Raw genomic sequence first — 14,456 nt, forward strand, 5'->3', positions numbered from 1 at the left:
TGCACGCGCGCACCGCATCGCTGCTGTCCGTGGAAAAGGGGCGGACGGAGCTTGTTCGCATGGCGGGGACTGTGGCACATCCTTTGCGTCTGGGCGACGGTCGCCCCGATCAGCCTTTTCCGCAGGCCGCCATGCCGTTCCGTCGTGCCGTCAGGGTACTCGCCGCCGCCGCGCTGTCCGTCTGGACCGCGTTCGTGCCGGTGTCCCGGCCCGCCGCCGCCGAATCCGCCTCTCCGCAGGGCGCCAGCGCGGTGGTTTTCGCCTATGACCGTTTCGGCGAGGACCAGAACCCCTCGATCAGCATCCGAATCGACCAGTTCGAAGCCCATCTCGACGAGCTGACCGACGGCGATTACCACGTCCTGCCGCTGCCGAAGATCCTCGACGCCCTGCGCAACGGCAAGCCGCTGCCCGACCGCACGGTGGCGATCACCATCGACGAGGCCAGCCGCTCCGCCTTTACCGAGGCCTGGCCGCGGCTGAAGGCGGCGGGTCTGCCCTTCACCCTGTTCGTCGCCACCGACGCGGTGGACCGCGGCTCCCCCACCCACATGACTTGGGCCGAAATCCGCCAGCTGGCGGCGGCGGGGGTCACCATCGGGGCGCTTGGCACCTCGACCCAGTCGATGCTGTCGCGCAGCCCGGATCAGTTGGCGGCCGACCTGCGCCGGATGTCCGACCGTTTCCAGACCGAATTGGGCAAGCGCCCGGCGGTCTTCGCCTATCCGCAGGGGGAATATTCGCTGGCCGTGCGGCAACTGGTGGTCGACCAGGGCTTCACCGCCGCCTTCGGCCAGCAGTCGGGGGTCCTGCACCCGCAGGCCGATCCCTGGAGCCTGCCGCGCTTCGTCATGAACGAGACCTACGGCAGCGCCGACCGCTTCGAACTGGCCGCCAACGCGCTGCCGCTGCCGGTGTCGGATCTGACTCCCGACGACCCGCTGGTCACCGTCAATCCGCCGCCGCTGGGCTTCACCATCGCCGACGGGGTGGGCGACAGCTCCAAGCTGGCCTGCTTCGCCACCGGCCAGGGCCGCACCGCGCTGGAGCGCATCGCCGAGGATCGGGTGGAGGTCCGCATCAAGGATCCCTTCCCGCCGGGCCGCGCCCGCGTCAACTGCACCCTGCCGGCCACCGACGGCCGCTGGCGCTGGCTGGGCGTTCAGTTCCTGATCCCGGAGTAATCCAGGGACAGGATGTCCCGGCGGCAATCCCGAACGGTTCGATCGGGCATTGGCGGGAAGACGGGCGCCGCCTATGGTGCCGGTCCCGGCGTGCCGTTGCGAGGCCCGCGAGATTTCTGAGAGTGGCGATTTTCGGGAGCGGGCGATGGCTGACGAGACTTATTCGGGGAATGGTCCGGGTTCCGACATCGGCTGGTCCGATACGGTGCGGTTCCGGCTGCCGGCCGGCTGGGCGGTCGATGTGGAAGAACATGAAGGGCAGCCGGTGGGCACCTTCCGGCCGCCGCCGCCGGCCGCCGGCGTGCTTCGGCTGGTGACCGACCGGGTGGTGCCTCGACCGGATTCCGGCGGAACGGCAGCCACGCTGCAGGAGATGGCGTTGCGCTTCGTCCGGCCGCAAGACCCGCGGGCGGGCGACCGGACCGTGGAAAGCCGCGCCGACGGCGCCGTGATCGCCCAGGCGATGATGCGGACGGAAGAGGAAGGCCGCGCCGAGACCCATTACCTGTGGCTGGTCGGCGCAGAACGCCCGGATGCGGCGGGGAGTGTGGCCGCGGTCGCGATGTTCAGCTTCGCGCTTCCCGACCTGATGGATGGCGACGAGTCCTGCGCCGAAATGCTGGGCCGGATCGACGACGCCATCCGCAACGCTGAGATACTGTAGAGCGGAAGGGCTTCCGCCTCGGTACGTCAAGGAAAGCCAGGGGTGCCGGTCAGCAGTGGCCCGCCCCGGTCGCCATCAGCGCCTTCAGACGGACGGCCTGGGGGTCGTGGGCGACGGCCGCCTCTTCCGCGGCGAGAGCGGCGAGGCTGATGAAGCGCGCCAGGTCATCGAGGTCGCAGCGCGTCGCGTCGCTCATCAGGCTGTCCAGGCAGGACTTGATGGCCAGGGCCACATCGCGTCGTTCGTCCATCATCGCGCTTCCCTTTCACACCTGTATGACCAGCGTTGCATAGAACCGCATGCTCTGGTGGCGGCGACAGGGGAGTCGCTGGCCCAATCCCTTGCGGTGTCCCTTATGACACAAAGGAGATAGCATATTCCTTTCGGCTTTTCACTATTAGATTCTCCAGAACATGAATAATCACAGCAACCGCGAATTGATTGGAAGAGGCTCTGCACGCCATTGCTTGTTAATGAAAGGTTAACTGCATTGACTGGTTCACGATCGAAGCATTAATCACTTGTAACATCTGTGACGATTTGAATCAGAGAGGATGATTATCGGGATACTCGCCTTCGCTTGCTTGAATACGCTGGTATTCTATTGCAAAGAGCAGCGGGACGGCGGCGGCGTGGCGGAGGATGTCGCGGCAGCGTTTTTTCGCCGTATTTGCGGGTCGAAAGGCGCGCCACCCTGTTGCAGCCCGAAACGGCTCCGCCTATATCTCCGCCAGCACGGGCCGGACCCGGGGGCACTGCTCTCAAGCATCGTTCCCCGGGGACCAGACCCCCAAGCGCTCCACCGACGTTTCACCGACCCTATGGGGATCGCGGCGGTGCCGGACCAGACGGGCCGCCACGCATCTGCCGAACGAAAGAGGCTGAACATGAGCAAAGTGATTGGTATCGACCTCGGCACCACGAACTCGTGCGTCGCCGTGATGGAAGGCGGCAGCGCCAAGGTGATCGAGAACGCCGAGGGCGCGCGGACCACGCCGTCCATGGTCGCCTTCAGCCAGGGCGGCGAGCGGCTGATCGGCCAGCCCGCCAAGCGCCAGGCGGTCACCAATCCGGAAAACACCCTCTTCGCCATCAAGCGTCTGATCGGCCGCCGTTTCGACGATCCGCTGACGAAGAAGGACCAGGGCCTGGTTCCCTACCGCATCATCTCCGGCGACAACGGCGACGCCTGGGTCGAGGCGCACGGCAAGAAGTACAGCCCCAGCCAGATCAGCGCCTTCATCCTCACCAAGATGAAGGAGACCGCCGAGAACTATCTGGGCGAGAAGGTCACGCAGGCGGTCATCACCGTCCCGGCCTACTTCAACGACAGCCAGCGCCAGGCCACCAAGGACGCCGGCAAGATCGCCGGCCTGGACGTGCTGCGCATCATCAACGAGCCGACGGCCGCCGCGCTGGCCTACGGCATGGAGAAGAAGGGCACCGGCACCGTCGCGGTCTATGACCTGGGCGGCGGCACCTTCGACATCTCCGTGCTGGAGATCGGCGACGGCGTGTTCGAGGTGAAGTCGACCAACGGCGATACCTTCCTGGGCGGCGAGGACTTCGACAGCCGGGTCATCGAGTATCTGGCCGACGAGTTCAACAAGGAGCAGGGCATCGACCTGCGCAAGGACAAGCTCGCGCTGCAGCGCCTGAAGGAAGCTGCGGAGAAGGCGAAGATCGAGCTGTCGTCGACCACGCAGACCGAAGTCAACCTGCCCTTCATCACCGCCGACCAGACCGGTCCGAAGCACCTGAACATCAAGCTGACCCGCGCCAAGCTGGAAGCCCTGGTGGACGATCTGGTGCAGCGCACGATCGAGCCCTGCAAGGCGGCCCTGAAGGACGCCGGCCTGAAGGCCAGCGAGATCGACGAGGTGATCCTGGTCGGCGGCATGACCCGCATGCCCAAGGTCATCGACGCGGTGAAGCAGTTCTTCGGCCGTGAGCCGCACCGCGGCGTCAACCCGGACGAGGTGGTCGCCATCGGCGCAGCCATCCAGGGCGGCGTGCTGAAGGGCGAGGTCAAGGACGTCCTGCTGCTCGACGTCACCCCGCTGTCGCTGGGCATCGAGACGCTGGGCGGCGTCTTCACCCGTCTGATCGACCGCAACACCACGGTCCCGACGAAGAAGAGCCAGACCTTCTCGACCGCCGAGGACAACCAGAACGCCGTCACCATCCGCGTCTTCCAGGGCGAGCGCGAGATGGCGGCCGACAACAAGATGCTGGGCCAGTTCGATCTGGTCGGCATCCCGCCGGCCCCGCGCGGCGTTCCGCAGATCGAGGTGACCTTCGACATCGACGCCAACGGCATCGTCAGCGTCACGGCGAAGGACAAGGCGACCGGCAAGGAGCAGCAGATCCGCATCCAGGCCTCGGGCGGCCTGTCGGACGCCGACATCCAGAAGATGGTGAAGGACGCCGAGGCCCATGCCGACGCCGACAAGAAGCGCCGCGAGCTGGTCGACGCCCGCAACCATGCCGACGCCCTGATCCACACCACCGAGCGGACCATCAAGGAGAACGGCGACAAGATCCCGGCCTCCGACAAGACCGCCGCGGAGGCTGCCGTCGCCGAACTGAAGTCGGTGCTGGACAGCGAGGATCTGGACGGCATCAAGGCGAAGACCGAGGCGCTGGCCCAGGTGTCGATGAAGCTGGGCGAGGCGATGTACAAGGCCGGCCAGGGCGAGGCCCCGGCTGCGGGCGGCGAGGCGCCGGGCGCCCAGCCGAACGAGCCGGGCGTCGTCGACGCCGACTTCGAAGAGGTCCAGGACGACAAGAAGAAGTCGGCCTGAGGTTAGGCCAGCTTCTTTTTGATACGGACCTGACGCGAGCATCGATGGCCCGCCGCCTTTTCCCGGCGGCGGGCCTTCGGTATGCTGGGGTCAGGCTCCGACGCGACGCGGACAGTTTGGACCAGAACGACTCAAAGGCGGTCGGCCCCCATGGCGAAACAGGATTATTACGAGCTGCTCGGTGTGGCGAAGAACGCCAGCGCGGATGAGCTGAAAAAGGCTTATCGCAAGATGGCGATGCAGTACCACCCGGACCGCAACCAGGGTGACAAGGACGCCGAGCAGAAGTTCAAGGAAATCAGCGAAGCGTACGACGTCCTGAAGGACGATCAGAAGCGCGCGGCCTACGACCGGTTCGGCCACGCCGCCTTCGAGGGTGGCCGTGGTCCGGGGGCGGGCGCCGGCGCCGGCGGCTTCAACTTCGACTTCGGCGGCGGCGGCGGCTTCGCCGACATCTTCGACGAGATGTTCGGCGAGTTCATGGGCGGGCGCCGCGGCGGCGGCGGTGCGTCCGGCCGCGGCCAGGACCTGCGCTACAATCTGGAGATCGGGCTGGAGGAGGCCTTCAAGGGCACCCAGACCACCATCCGCGTGCCCACCACCGTGCAGTGCGACAGCTGCAACGGTTCCGGCGCGGCGGCGGGGACCCAGCCGATCACCTGCCCGACCTGCCAGGGTCACGGCAAGGTGCGGGCGCAGCAGGGCTTCTTCACCATCGAGCGGACCTGCCCCGGCTGCCACGGCGCCGGCAAGGTCATCAAGGACGCCTGCAAGAACTGCGGCGGCTCCGGCCGTCTGCGCAAGGAAAAGACCCTGCAGGTCAACATCCCGGCCGGTGTCGAGGACGGCACCCGCATCCGTCTGGCGGGCGAGGGCGAGGCGGGGCTGCGCGGGGCGCCGGCCGGCGACCTCTATATCTTCCTGGCGCTGGCGCCGCACCCGATCTTCCAGCGCGACGGCGCCAACATCCACTGCCGGGTGCCGATCCCGATGACCACGGCGGCGCTCGGCGGTTCGGTGGAGGTGCCGACCATCGACGGAAGCCGCACCAAGGTGACGGTCCCGCCGGGCACCCAGTCCGGACACCAGTTCCGCATCAAGGGCAAGGGCATGTCGGTGCTGCGCAGCGCCCAGCGCGGCGACATGTACATCCAGGCGGTGGTCGAGACCCCGGTGAACCTGACCAAGCGCCAGCAGGAACTGCTGCGCGAGTTCGAGGGCGCCGCCAAGGAAGGGTCGAACCCGCAATCGGAGGGCTTCTTCGCCAAGGTGAAGGAGCTTTGGGAAGACCTGAAGGATTGATCCTTCGGCATTGCGAAAATTATCAACGGGCGGCGTGTCGGTGATGCGCCGCCCGTTACTTTTTGTCGCATGCCGGGATCTTTCCGTGTTTTCCGGCGGCTTATGAGCCGTTTCGGCGCGAAAGCCGTTGAAGGGGACGTCATGCCCGTGTAATCACCCAGCATGGCTAATCCATTGGCGACATGTCCGGCCGGTGCCGGGGGCAGGCTGCCTGATGCGGGTTGACAGGCTTCTTGCCGCCCTGTTCGGTGCCTTCGTCCGCGGCGACGAACTGCCCGACCTGATCCGGCCGGCCGCGCACACGCCGATCCTGCAGCGCCGCCGCGCCGCGATGATCCAGTCGCGCGTGCGCATGGTGTCGCTGATCTTCGGCGTGCTGACGCCGCTGTGGATCGCCATCGACGTCACCGTCTTCGAATGGAAGCTGGCGGTCTGGCTGATCGTGCTGCGTCTGAGCGCCAGCGCCGCCTTCCTGGCGCTCGCCTTCGACCGCCGGTCCTGCGAGGACATGACCTGCGCCTGGTGGCGGCTGACCGCCCTGCTGGCGATCCCGACGCTGTTCTTCGCCATCTCGCACCCGCTGCTCTACAACCAGGGTGTCGACGACCTGCGCATCGCCGTCAGCGCCGGCTATGGCTATCTGCCCTTCGTCATGGTGGCGGGGCTCAGCGTCTTTCCGCTGACCGCGCTGGAAGGGGCGCTGTTCGCCGCCCCGATGCTGGGCGCCCATCTGGCCGCCGGCTTCTACGGCTCGCTGGTGATGCCGTTTCCCTCCTACATCAGCGCGCTGTGGCTGCTGGCGTTGATTGCGGTGGTGGCGACGCTGGCGGCGATCAGCCAGCTGCATTTCATGATCGCGCTGCTGGAACAGGCGGCGCACGACGCGCTGACCGGCGCCTTCTCCCGCCGCATCGGCGAGGAGTTGCTGAAACTCCAGGTCGCCCACGCCGAACGTGCGGCGCAGCCGCTGTCGGCGATCTTCGTCGACCTGGACGACTTCAAGGCGGTCAACGACCGCTATGGCCATGAGGAGGGCGACCGCGTCCTGCGCCACGCCGCCAACACCATCCGCAGCCTGCTGCGCCAGTCCGACGCGCTGGTGCGCTGGGGCGGGGAGGAGTTCCTGGTCGTCATGCCCGACACGCCGGTGGAGGGCGCGATGATCGCGGTGGAGCGCATGCGCCGGGCCGGCTTCGGCAAGCGGCCGGACGGCAGCCTTCAGACCGCCAGCATCGGCATCGCCGAACAGACGGCCGACCGCCCCGCCGACTGGGAATCCCTGGTCGAACTGGCCGACCAGCGCATGTACCGCGCCAAGCAGGACGGCAAGGATCGGGTGGTGGGGACAGGCGGCGGCAACGGACCCGCCGAGGCTCAGCCCTGGGACGGCATCGTCGCCTAAGCACCATTTTCCAGCGGATACTCCCGCAGGGCTTCATAGACGGCACCGCCGTTGCCGAGATGGCTGCGGTAGAGCGTAACGTGATCGACCGGCATCGGCCCGGCGCGGAACAGGCCGCGGTCGGACAGGAAGCGGCCGATGCGGTCGGCCGGCGCGTCCTTCAGGCGGGCGAGCGTGATGTGGGGGGAGAATTTCCGCTCCTCCGCCGGCAGGCCGCAACGGACGAGAGCCGATTCGACCTTGGCCTGGAGATGGGCCAGCGCCTCGTTGCGCTCCACCCCGGCCCACAGCACCCGCGCCCGGCGGCCGCTGCCGAACATGCCGACGCCGTCGAACGTGAGCGTGAAGGCCGGCGCCCGGATCTCCGCCAGCGCGGCGTCGATGTCCATCGCCTGATCCTCCGGCACCTCGCCGATGAAGCGCAGGGTCAGGTGCATGCTCTCAAGCCCGGTCCAGCGCGCGCCGGGCACCCCGCCGGCCAGACCGGCCAGCCGTTGGCGAACCTCGTCCGTCAGATCGAGGGCGACGAACAGGCGGAGCATGGGGCACCTCCATCTATCGGCGGCGTTAGACCCCCACCTAACCTCCCCCGCTCTCGGCGGACCTACGGTCCGCCTGCCGCGTCAGCACAAAGCATAGCTTTGTGCGAGAGCTGGGCGGGGGAGGGACTGCCGCTGAACGTCGACAAAGGTCCATTTCCCTCCCCTGCGAAGCGGGGGAGGGTCAGGGTGGGGGCAATAGCGGCCGGCGCTTTATGGACACGGATCCGGCATGCGGTTGTGCACCGCGTCGATCTCCGCCATCACCTCCGGGGACAGAGTCACGTCGATGGAGTCGATGTTGGAGACCAGCGTTTCCATCGTCGTCGCCCCGATCAGGGACGAGGTGACGAAGGGTTGCTGCAGCGTGAAGGCGATGGCCATCTGGTTCGGCGCCAGACCATGGCGGCGGGCGATGTCCAGATAGGCCTCCGTCGCCGCGTCGGCGTTGACGGTGGCGTAGCGCGACGGCCGGTGGTCGAGCGCGCGGCGGCTGCCCGGCGGGATGGCGCCGTTCAGATATTTCCCGGTCAGCGTGCCGGCGCCCAGCGGCGAGTAGGCCAGCAGCCCGACATCCTCGCGCAGGGCCACCTCCGACAGGCCGTTCTCGAAGGTCCGGTTCAGCAGGTTGTAGGCGTTCTGGATGGAGGCGACGCGCGGCAGCCCAGCCAACTCCCCCGCCACCTCGGCGGCCCGCAGCCAGCGCATCACGCCCCACGGGCTTTCGTTGGACAGGCCGACATGGCGAATCTTGCCGGCCTGCACCAGTTCGGCCAGCGCCGCCAGCGTCTCCTCGATCGGCACGCCGTCCTGCTCCGGCTTGTGTTTATAGGTGCGGACGCCGAAGCGGTTGGTGACGCGGTCGGGCCAATGGATCTGGTAGAGGTCGATATAGTCGGTCTTCAGCCGCGACAGGCTGGCCTCCACCGCCGCGAAAAGGTTGGCACGGTCGAGCCGCGACTTGCCCTCGCGCACCCAGCCGAAGCCGCCGGCCGGTGCCCCGATGATCTTGCTGGCGAGGATCACCCGGTCACGCTTGCCGCGCGACTGGAACCAGCTGCCGATCACCTCCTCCGTCTTGCCATAGGTGTCGGCGGTGGGCGGGATGGCGTACATCTCCGCCGTGTCCCAGAAGTTGATGCCACGGTCGAAGGCGGCGTCCATCTGGGCATGGCCTTCGGCCTCGGTGTTCTGACGGCCCCAGGTCATGGTGCCCAGGCCGATGGCGCTGACCGACAGGCCGGTGCGGCCGAGCGGACGATACTGCATCCGGAACGTTCCTTATTCGAAATGATCTTTTAGAGGAAAAGCGTCAGCACGCCGGTGTAGCCATAGAGCCGGTTGTGCGACACCTCGCCCGAGGCGAAGAAGCCGGTCAGCGGGATGTCGCCGAAGGTGTCGCGGATCATCGACAGCTCGGCGTTGGCGGCGCCGAACAGGCCGGGGCCGCGGGCGATGCAACTGACATACACCGCGCCCTTCGGCGTCGCCTTCACCCGTTTCTTGAGGCTGTCCAGCATCCGGCGCATGTCGGCGGCGGCAGTTTCGGGATCGCGGCGGGTGAACATCACCGGCTGGCCGGTGGTCACCCGCTCGGCGATCGAGATCCAGCCGGCGCGCGGGTCGATGGCGATCAGGTCGCGCACCAGATAATCCTGGGTGTCCGATCCGGCAATGGGCAACCCGGCGCAGATCAGCCCGGCCACCTGCCGCAGGTCGGCGGCAAGCTCCGGCCCGATGTCCTCCTTGAAGACGTCCAGCGCCGGGCGGCCGTCGATCTCCAGGATCACGTTGTCGTCGCTGGCGGTGACGGTGCGCGTCGGCCCGATCGGACGGCATCCCTGGGTCAGGGCGGTGGCGACCGGCAGGTTCGGCGCGAACAGCACGCCCGACACGCCGCCCTCAGTGACCGGATCGGCATCCTCGGCCCCGGCGGCGATCTGCGGGAACTCCCCGCGCGACGCGGTCAGGCCGCCGACCAGGAAGACGCCGGCCTCCTCCGACAGACGGGCGACCAGCCCGGCCATGTCGGCATGGTGCGGATCGACATGGACCAGCGCCAGCGCCGCGCCATGCTTGTCCAGCCAGCCGCCGGCGCTGCCGCGCAACGGCTCCAGCCCGTCGGTCAGGGTGGGGAACAGGCGGAAGCTGTCCTCCGGCAGGCGGGCGGCCATGATCGCCAGCCCCGGCTCGTCGAACAGGGCCTCGCCATTGGCCATCACGCCGATGCCGGCGGTGCCGACCCAATGGCGGATGCCGGTGACCCCACGCAGCAGGGTGACGATGCTGGTCGCATGGTCCGCCAGCCCGTCGGTCAGGTAGAGGAAGCCCAGGTTGCAGCCGGCGACCGGTCCCAGCCGGTCGAGACAGGCCTTGACCGCCGGCCCCCACTCCGCCCCGGCGGCGCAGGCGGCGTGAAAGCGGGTGTCGCTGTCCAGGGTCACGGTCATGGGTCAGCCTCCGGTTTTGGCTGTAGTCTTGCCGATATTGGGGAGGCCGTCGAGAAGCGCGGTGACGGAAGGCAGGATGCGCTCCACGATCACCGCCACGCCCTGGGCGTTGGGATGCATCCCGTCCGGCTGGATCAGCGACCGGTCCAGCGCCACCCCGTCGAGGAAGAAAGGATAGAGCGGCAGGTCGTAGGTCTTCGCCAGATCGGGATAGATGGCGTTGAACCTGTCGGTGTAGGGCTTGCCCAGGCTGGGCGAGGCGAGCATGCCGGCCAGCAGGGTCGGGATCCTGCGCTCCGCCAGACTCTTGAGGATGACGTCGAGGTTCGCCTTGGCCTGATCGGGATCGAGCCCGCGCAGCATGTCGTTGGCGCCCAGCTCGACGATTGCGGCGTCCGGCTTGTCGGCCAGCGCCCAGTCCAGCCGCGCCCGGCCGCCGGCGGTGGTGTCGCCCGATACGCCGGCGTTAATGACGGTGACGCTGTAGCCCTTGGCGGCCAGCGCCTTCTCCAGTTGGCGGGTGAAGCCCTGCTGTTCCGGCAAGCCGTAGCCCGCGGTCAGGCTGTCGCCCAGCGCCAGCAGCTTCACCGGCTGCGCGGCGTTTGCGCGGGTCGGAACGGTCATCGGCACCCCTGCGGCAAAGACGAAGGCCAGCGCCGCGGCGAAGGCGCCCGTGTTGAAAGCCCGGCGGGTCGTGCCATATGGCGATGGTCCGTTCCGCTTGTGCGAGAGTCGCATGCCCAAGGCTCAGTCCCCTGCAACGTCGTCAAAATCCATCGCCCGGTCTTCCAACGAATCCATCGTTGAACTCGACGACGTCCACCTGAAATTGGACAGCGGTGCCGGACCCGTCAACATCCTGCGCGGCGTTAATCTTCAGGTGGCGGCCGGAGAGCGGGTCGGCGTGGTCGGTCCCAGCGGTTCCGGCAAGTCGACCATGATGATGGTGATGGCCGGTCTGGAACGCCCCAGCGGCGGCACCGTCCGCGTTGCCGGCCAGGATCTCGGCCGATTGAACGAGGATGGCTTGGCGCGTTTCCGCCGGCAGCATGTCGGCATCGTCTTCCAGGCCTTCCATCTGGTGCCGACCATGACGGCGCTGGAGAATGTCGCCATCCCGCTGGAATTCGCTCGCGTCGCCGACGCCTTCGACCGCGCCCGCATCGGGCTGGAACAGGTCGGGCTTGGCCACCGCATCCACCATTATCCCGGCCAGCTTTCGGGCGGCGAGCAGCAGCGCACCGCATTGGCCCGCGCCTTCGTCACCGAGCCGTCGCTTCTGCTGGCGGACGAGCCGACCGGCAACCTCGACATCGACACCGGCGCCACCATTGTGAAGCTGCTGTTCGATCTGGCCGAGCGGCGCGGCACGACGCTGGTGCTGATCACCCACGACCAGACGCTAGCCGCGCGCTGCGACCGGACGGTGCGGCTGGCGGATGGCCGCATCGCCGACGACGGGCAGGCGGCCCGGCGCGCGAAGCTGCAGGCGGCGGGGGAGTGAGGGGGATGACCAACCTCAGCCTCGCGCTCCGCCTTGCCCGGCGGGAGCTGCGCACCGGCCTGAAGGGGTTCTGGGTCTTCCTCGCCTGCCTCGCGCTGGGGGTGGCAGCCATCGCCTCGGTGCAGTCGGTGTCGAGCGGGCTGCTCGACGGGCTGGCGAGCGACGGGCGGTCGATCCTGGGCGGTGACGTCGCGTTGCGGCAACTCTACAGCCCGCCGGCCGACGAGCAGATGGCGGCGCTGAAGGCCGATGGCCGGGTGTCGACCTCCGCCGAAATGCGGGCGATGGCCCGTGCCGCGGACGAGACGCGCTCCTCCCTGGTCGAGTTGAAGGCGGTGGACGATCTCTATCCACTCTACGGCACCGTCACGCTGGAGAGCGGCGGCGACCTGCGGGATGCGCTGGCACAGAAGGACGGTCGCTGGGGCGCGGTGATCGAGGCCAGTCTGGTCGACAGGTTGGGGGTCAAGCCCGGCGACACGATCCGCATCGGCGAAGGCGCCTACCGCGTCGCCGCCGTGCTGGACCGCGAGCCGGATCGCGCCTCCTCCAACGCCTTTTCGCTGGGACCGAGGGTGCTGGTGGCGCTGCCGTCGCTTCAGGGCACCGGGTTGCTGCAACCGGGCAGTCTCACCTGGTGGAGCGCCAAGGTGGCTCTGCCGCCGCAAACCGACCTGAAGGCGTGGCAGGAGACCCTTCGCGCCCGCTTCCCCGATGCGCCCTGGCGGATGCGCGACTACACCAATGCCTCGCCGCAGATCGAACGCTTCATCGACCGCATGACGCTGTTCCTGACTCTGGTCGGGCTGACCGCGCTGCTGGTCGGCGGCGTCGGGGTAGGCAACGCGGTACGCAGCCATCTGGAGTCGCGCGCCCGCACCATCGCCATGATGAAGTGCATCGGCGCGCCCGGCGCCCTGGTGTTCCAGCTCTATCTGGCGCAGATCCTGGCGCTCGCCCTGCTGGGCATCGTCATCGGGCTGGCGTTGGGCGCGGTGGCGCCGCTGGCGCTCGGTCGGCTGCTCGACGGCGTGCTGCCGGTATCGGCCCATATCGGCGTCTATCCCGGAGCCCTGGCACTCGCCGCCCTCTATGGCCTGCTGACCGCGCTGACCTTCTCGCTGTGGCCGCTCGGCCGGGCGCGCGAGGTGCCGGCTGGCGCCCTGTTCCGCGATGTGATCGCCCCGGCGGGTGGCCGGCCGCGCACGCCCTATACCGTCGCGATGATCCTGTCGGCCCTCGCCCTTGCCGGGCTGGCGGTGCTGACCGCGCACAACAAGATCTTCGCCCTGTGGTTCGTCGGCGGCTCCATCGCCACCTTCATCGCCTTCCGCGCGGCGGCGGCGCTGGTCACCTGGGGGGCGAAGCGGGTGGGGCGCGTCAGGCGGCCAGGGCTGCGGCTGGCGCTCGCCAACCTGCACCGGCCGGGCAACCCGACGGCGGCGGTGGTGCTGTCGCTGGGGCTCGGCCTGACGGTGCTGGTCGCCATCGCGCTGATCCAGGGCAACTTCGCCCGCCGGGTGTCGGAGACGATCCCGCAGGACGCCCCGGCCTTCTTCTTCGTCGACATCCAGCGCGACCAGTTCGATCCCTTGCGCGACCTCGTGACCGCCGTCCCCGGCACCAGCGCCTTCGAAGCGGTGCCGAGCCTGCGCGGCCGGATCGAGCGGGTGAACGGGCAGGAGGCCGAAAAGGCGCTGATCAACCCCGAGCAGGCCTGGATCCTGGCCGGCGACCGCGGCATCACCTATTCGGCGACGGTGCCGAAGCATTCCACCGTCACCGCCGGCAGCTGGTGGCCGCAGGATTATGCCGGGCCGCCGCTGATCTCCATCCACCAGAGCGTCGCCGAGGCCTTCGGCATCGGTCCCGGCGCCACCATGACCATCAACATCCTGGGCCGCAGCATCGAGGCGAAGGTCGCCAACGTGCGCTCCGCCGATTTCAGCAGCATGGCGATCAACTTCACCATGGTCTTCGCCCCCGGCACGCTGGAAGGCGCGCCGCAGACCTGGGTCGCCACCGTCCGCGCCACGCCGGATGCCGAAACGCAGGTGCAGCGCGCCGTGCTGCAACGCTTCCCCAACATCACCATGGTGCGGGTGAAGGACGCGCTCGACACCGTGGCGGAGATGTTGGGCCATATCGGCACCGCGGTGCGCATCGTCGCCGGCATCACGCTGGCCGCCGGCACGTTGGTTCTGGCCGGCGCGGTCGCCGCCGGGCACCGCCGCCGGGTCTACGACGCGGTTGTCCTGAAGGTGCTGGGGGCCACGCGCGGCGACGTGCTGCGCGCCTTCCTGCTGGAATACGGGCTGCTCGGCCTGCTGACCGCGCTCATCGCCGGCATTATCGGCACGCTGACCGCCTGGGCCGTGCTGACGTTCCTCATGCATTGGGAATGGAGCTTCCTGCCGTCGGCGGTGGTCACCACCGCATTGCTGAGCACGGCGATCACGCTCGCTTTCGGGTTCTATGGTACTTGGCGGGCTTTGGGCCAGCCTTCGGCGCCATTGCTTCGGAACGAATGATTCGCGCGTCAGAAAGCCGCAGGAAAAACGAATCGTGAAAGCTTTTTCATCTAGAAAAAGCGCTGTCGATTCCTAT

The 14,456-nt window shown here is 68.1% G+C and carries 12 protein-coding genes; 7 read left to right on the forward strand and 5 right to left on the reverse strand.

Annotated features, from left to right (window positions below; translation table 11 throughout):
• The first annotated feature begins 131 nt into the window (after positions 1-131).
• Together FZ938_RS23130 and FZ938_RS23135 are read left to right on the forward strand one after the other, a co-directional pair.
• On the forward strand, positions 132-1,184 hold the full coding sequence (locus FZ938_RS23130) for a polysaccharide deacetylase family protein (protein ID WP_149200786.1): 1,053 nt from the start codon (positions 132-134) through the stop codon (positions 1,182-1,184).
• Between the two features lie 145 nt (positions 1,185-1,329).
• Positions 1,330-1,848: a hypothetical protein gene (locus FZ938_RS23135; protein WP_149200787.1), complete on the forward strand. Its 519-nt coding sequence runs from the start codon at positions 1,330-1,332 to the stop codon at positions 1,846-1,848.
• Positions 1,849-1,897: 49 nt separating this feature from the next.
• Here FZ938_RS23135 and FZ938_RS23140 read toward each other — a convergent pair whose 3' ends face one another.
• Positions 1,898-2,101, reverse strand: a complete 204-nt coding sequence (locus tag FZ938_RS23140; RefSeq protein WP_085086992.1) for a hypothetical protein — start codon at positions 2,099-2,101, stop codon at positions 1,898-1,900.
• 634 nt (positions 2,102-2,735) lie between these two features.
• Here FZ938_RS23140 and dnaK point away from each other — a divergent pair.
• The 3 genes from dnaK to FZ938_RS23155 all read left to right on the forward strand — a co-directional run bounded on the left by dnaK (position 2,736) and on the right by FZ938_RS23155 (position 7,356).
• Positions 2,736-4,652: a molecular chaperone DnaK gene (gene dnaK, locus FZ938_RS23145; protein ID WP_149200788.1), complete on the forward strand. Its 1,917-nt coding sequence runs from the start codon at positions 2,736-2,738 to the stop codon at positions 4,650-4,652.
• Between the two features lie 150 nt (positions 4,653-4,802).
• Positions 4,803-5,954, forward strand: a complete 1,152-nt coding sequence (dnaJ, locus tag FZ938_RS23150) for a molecular chaperone DnaJ (protein ID WP_109074961.1) — start codon at positions 4,803-4,805, stop codon at positions 5,952-5,954.
• Positions 5,955-6,168: 214 nt separating this feature from the next.
• A complete protein-coding gene (locus FZ938_RS23155) occupies positions 6,169-7,356 on the forward strand; it encodes a GGDEF domain-containing protein (protein WP_149200789.1) in 1,188 nt (395 codons plus the stop codon).
• On the opposite strand, the gene thpR is transcribed toward FZ938_RS23155, so the two are convergent.
• The 4 genes from thpR to FZ938_RS23175 form a co-directional block, all read right to left on the reverse strand.
• A complete protein-coding gene (gene thpR / locus FZ938_RS23160) occupies positions 7,353-7,898 on the reverse strand; it encodes an RNA 2',3'-cyclic phosphodiesterase (protein WP_149200790.1) in 546 nt (181 codons plus the stop codon). The two genes, FZ938_RS23155 and thpR, sit on opposite strands and share 4 nt — an antisense overlap.
• A 210-nt stretch (positions 7,899-8,108) precedes the next feature.
• Positions 8,109-9,164, reverse strand: a complete 1,056-nt coding sequence (locus FZ938_RS23165; RefSeq protein ID WP_149200791.1) for an NADP(H)-dependent aldo-keto reductase — start codon at positions 9,162-9,164, stop codon at positions 8,109-8,111.
• Between the two features lie 29 nt (positions 9,165-9,193).
• Positions 9,194-10,345, reverse strand: a complete 1,152-nt coding sequence (locus FZ938_RS23170; RefSeq protein WP_149200792.1) for an FIST signal transduction protein — start codon at positions 10,343-10,345, stop codon at positions 9,194-9,196.
• Positions 10,346-10,348: 3 nt separating this feature from the next.
• Positions 10,349-11,083 carry an arylesterase gene (locus FZ938_RS23175; protein WP_149200793.1) on the reverse strand — a complete coding sequence of 245 codons (735 nt, stop codon included), beginning with the start codon at positions 11,081-11,083 and terminating at the stop codon, positions 10,349-10,351.
• Between FZ938_RS23175 and FZ938_RS23180 the strand changes: the two genes are divergently transcribed.
• Both FZ938_RS23180 and FZ938_RS23185 read left to right on the forward strand, forming a co-directional pair.
• Positions 11,082-11,849, forward strand: a complete 768-nt coding sequence (locus FZ938_RS23180; RefSeq protein WP_149200794.1) for an ABC transporter ATP-binding protein — start codon at positions 11,082-11,084, stop codon at positions 11,847-11,849. The genes FZ938_RS23175 and FZ938_RS23180 overlap by 2 nt on opposite strands.
• Before the next feature lie 5 nt (positions 11,850-11,854).
• Entirely contained in the window at positions 11,855-14,380 is a 2,526-nt protein-coding gene (locus FZ938_RS23185) for an ABC transporter permease (RefSeq protein WP_149200795.1), read from the forward strand.
• Positions 14,381-14,456: the final 76 nt, after the last annotated feature.

The organism is Azospirillum oryzae (assembly GCF_008364795.1).
GTDB classification, from domain to species: Bacteria; Pseudomonadota; Alphaproteobacteria; order Azospirillales; family Azospirillaceae; genus Azospirillum; species Azospirillum oryzae.

What these genes read in the sequence shown, in the direction of transcription:
- FZ938_RS23130 (WP_149200786.1), top strand. Translation starts at nt 132, where the DNA reads ATGCCGTTCCGTCGTGCCGTCAGGGTACTCGCCGCCGCCGCGCTGTCC.
- FZ938_RS23135 (WP_149200787.1), top strand. Translation starts at nt 1,330, where the DNA reads ATGGCTGACGAGACTTATTCGGGGAATGGTCCGGGTTCCGACATCGGC.
- FZ938_RS23140 (WP_085086992.1), bottom strand. Translation starts at nt 2,101, where the DNA reads ATGATGGACGAACGACGCGATGTGGCCCTGGCCATCAAGTCCTGCCTG.
- dnaK (WP_149200788.1), top strand. Translation starts at nt 2,736, where the DNA reads ATGAGCAAAGTGATTGGTATCGACCTCGGCACCACGAACTCGTGCGTC.
- dnaJ (WP_109074961.1), top strand. Translation starts at nt 4,803, where the DNA reads ATGGCGAAACAGGATTATTACGAGCTGCTCGGTGTGGCGAAGAACGCC.
- FZ938_RS23155 (WP_149200789.1), top strand. Translation starts at nt 6,169, where the DNA reads ATGCGGGTTGACAGGCTTCTTGCCGCCCTGTTCGGTGCCTTCGTCCGC.
- thpR (WP_149200790.1), bottom strand. Translation starts at nt 7,898, where the DNA reads ATGCTCCGCCTGTTCGTCGCCCTCGATCTGACGGACGAGGTTCGCCAA.
- FZ938_RS23165 (WP_149200791.1), bottom strand. Translation starts at nt 9,164, where the DNA reads ATGCAGTATCGTCCGCTCGGCCGCACCGGCCTGTCGGTCAGCGCCATC.
- FZ938_RS23170 (WP_149200792.1), bottom strand. Translation starts at nt 10,345, where the DNA reads ATGACCGTGACCCTGGACAGCGACACCCGCTTTCACGCCGCCTGCGCC.
- FZ938_RS23180 (WP_149200794.1), top strand. Translation starts at nt 11,082, where the DNA reads ATGCCCAAGGCTCAGTCCCCTGCAACGTCGTCAAAATCCATCGCCCGG.
- FZ938_RS23175 (WP_149200793.1), bottom strand. Translation starts at nt 11,083, where the DNA reads ATGCGACTCTCGCACAAGCGGAACGGACCATCGCCATATGGCACGACC.
- FZ938_RS23185 (WP_149200795.1), top strand. Translation starts at nt 11,855, where the DNA reads ATGACCAACCTCAGCCTCGCGCTCCGCCTTGCCCGGCGGGAGCTGCGC.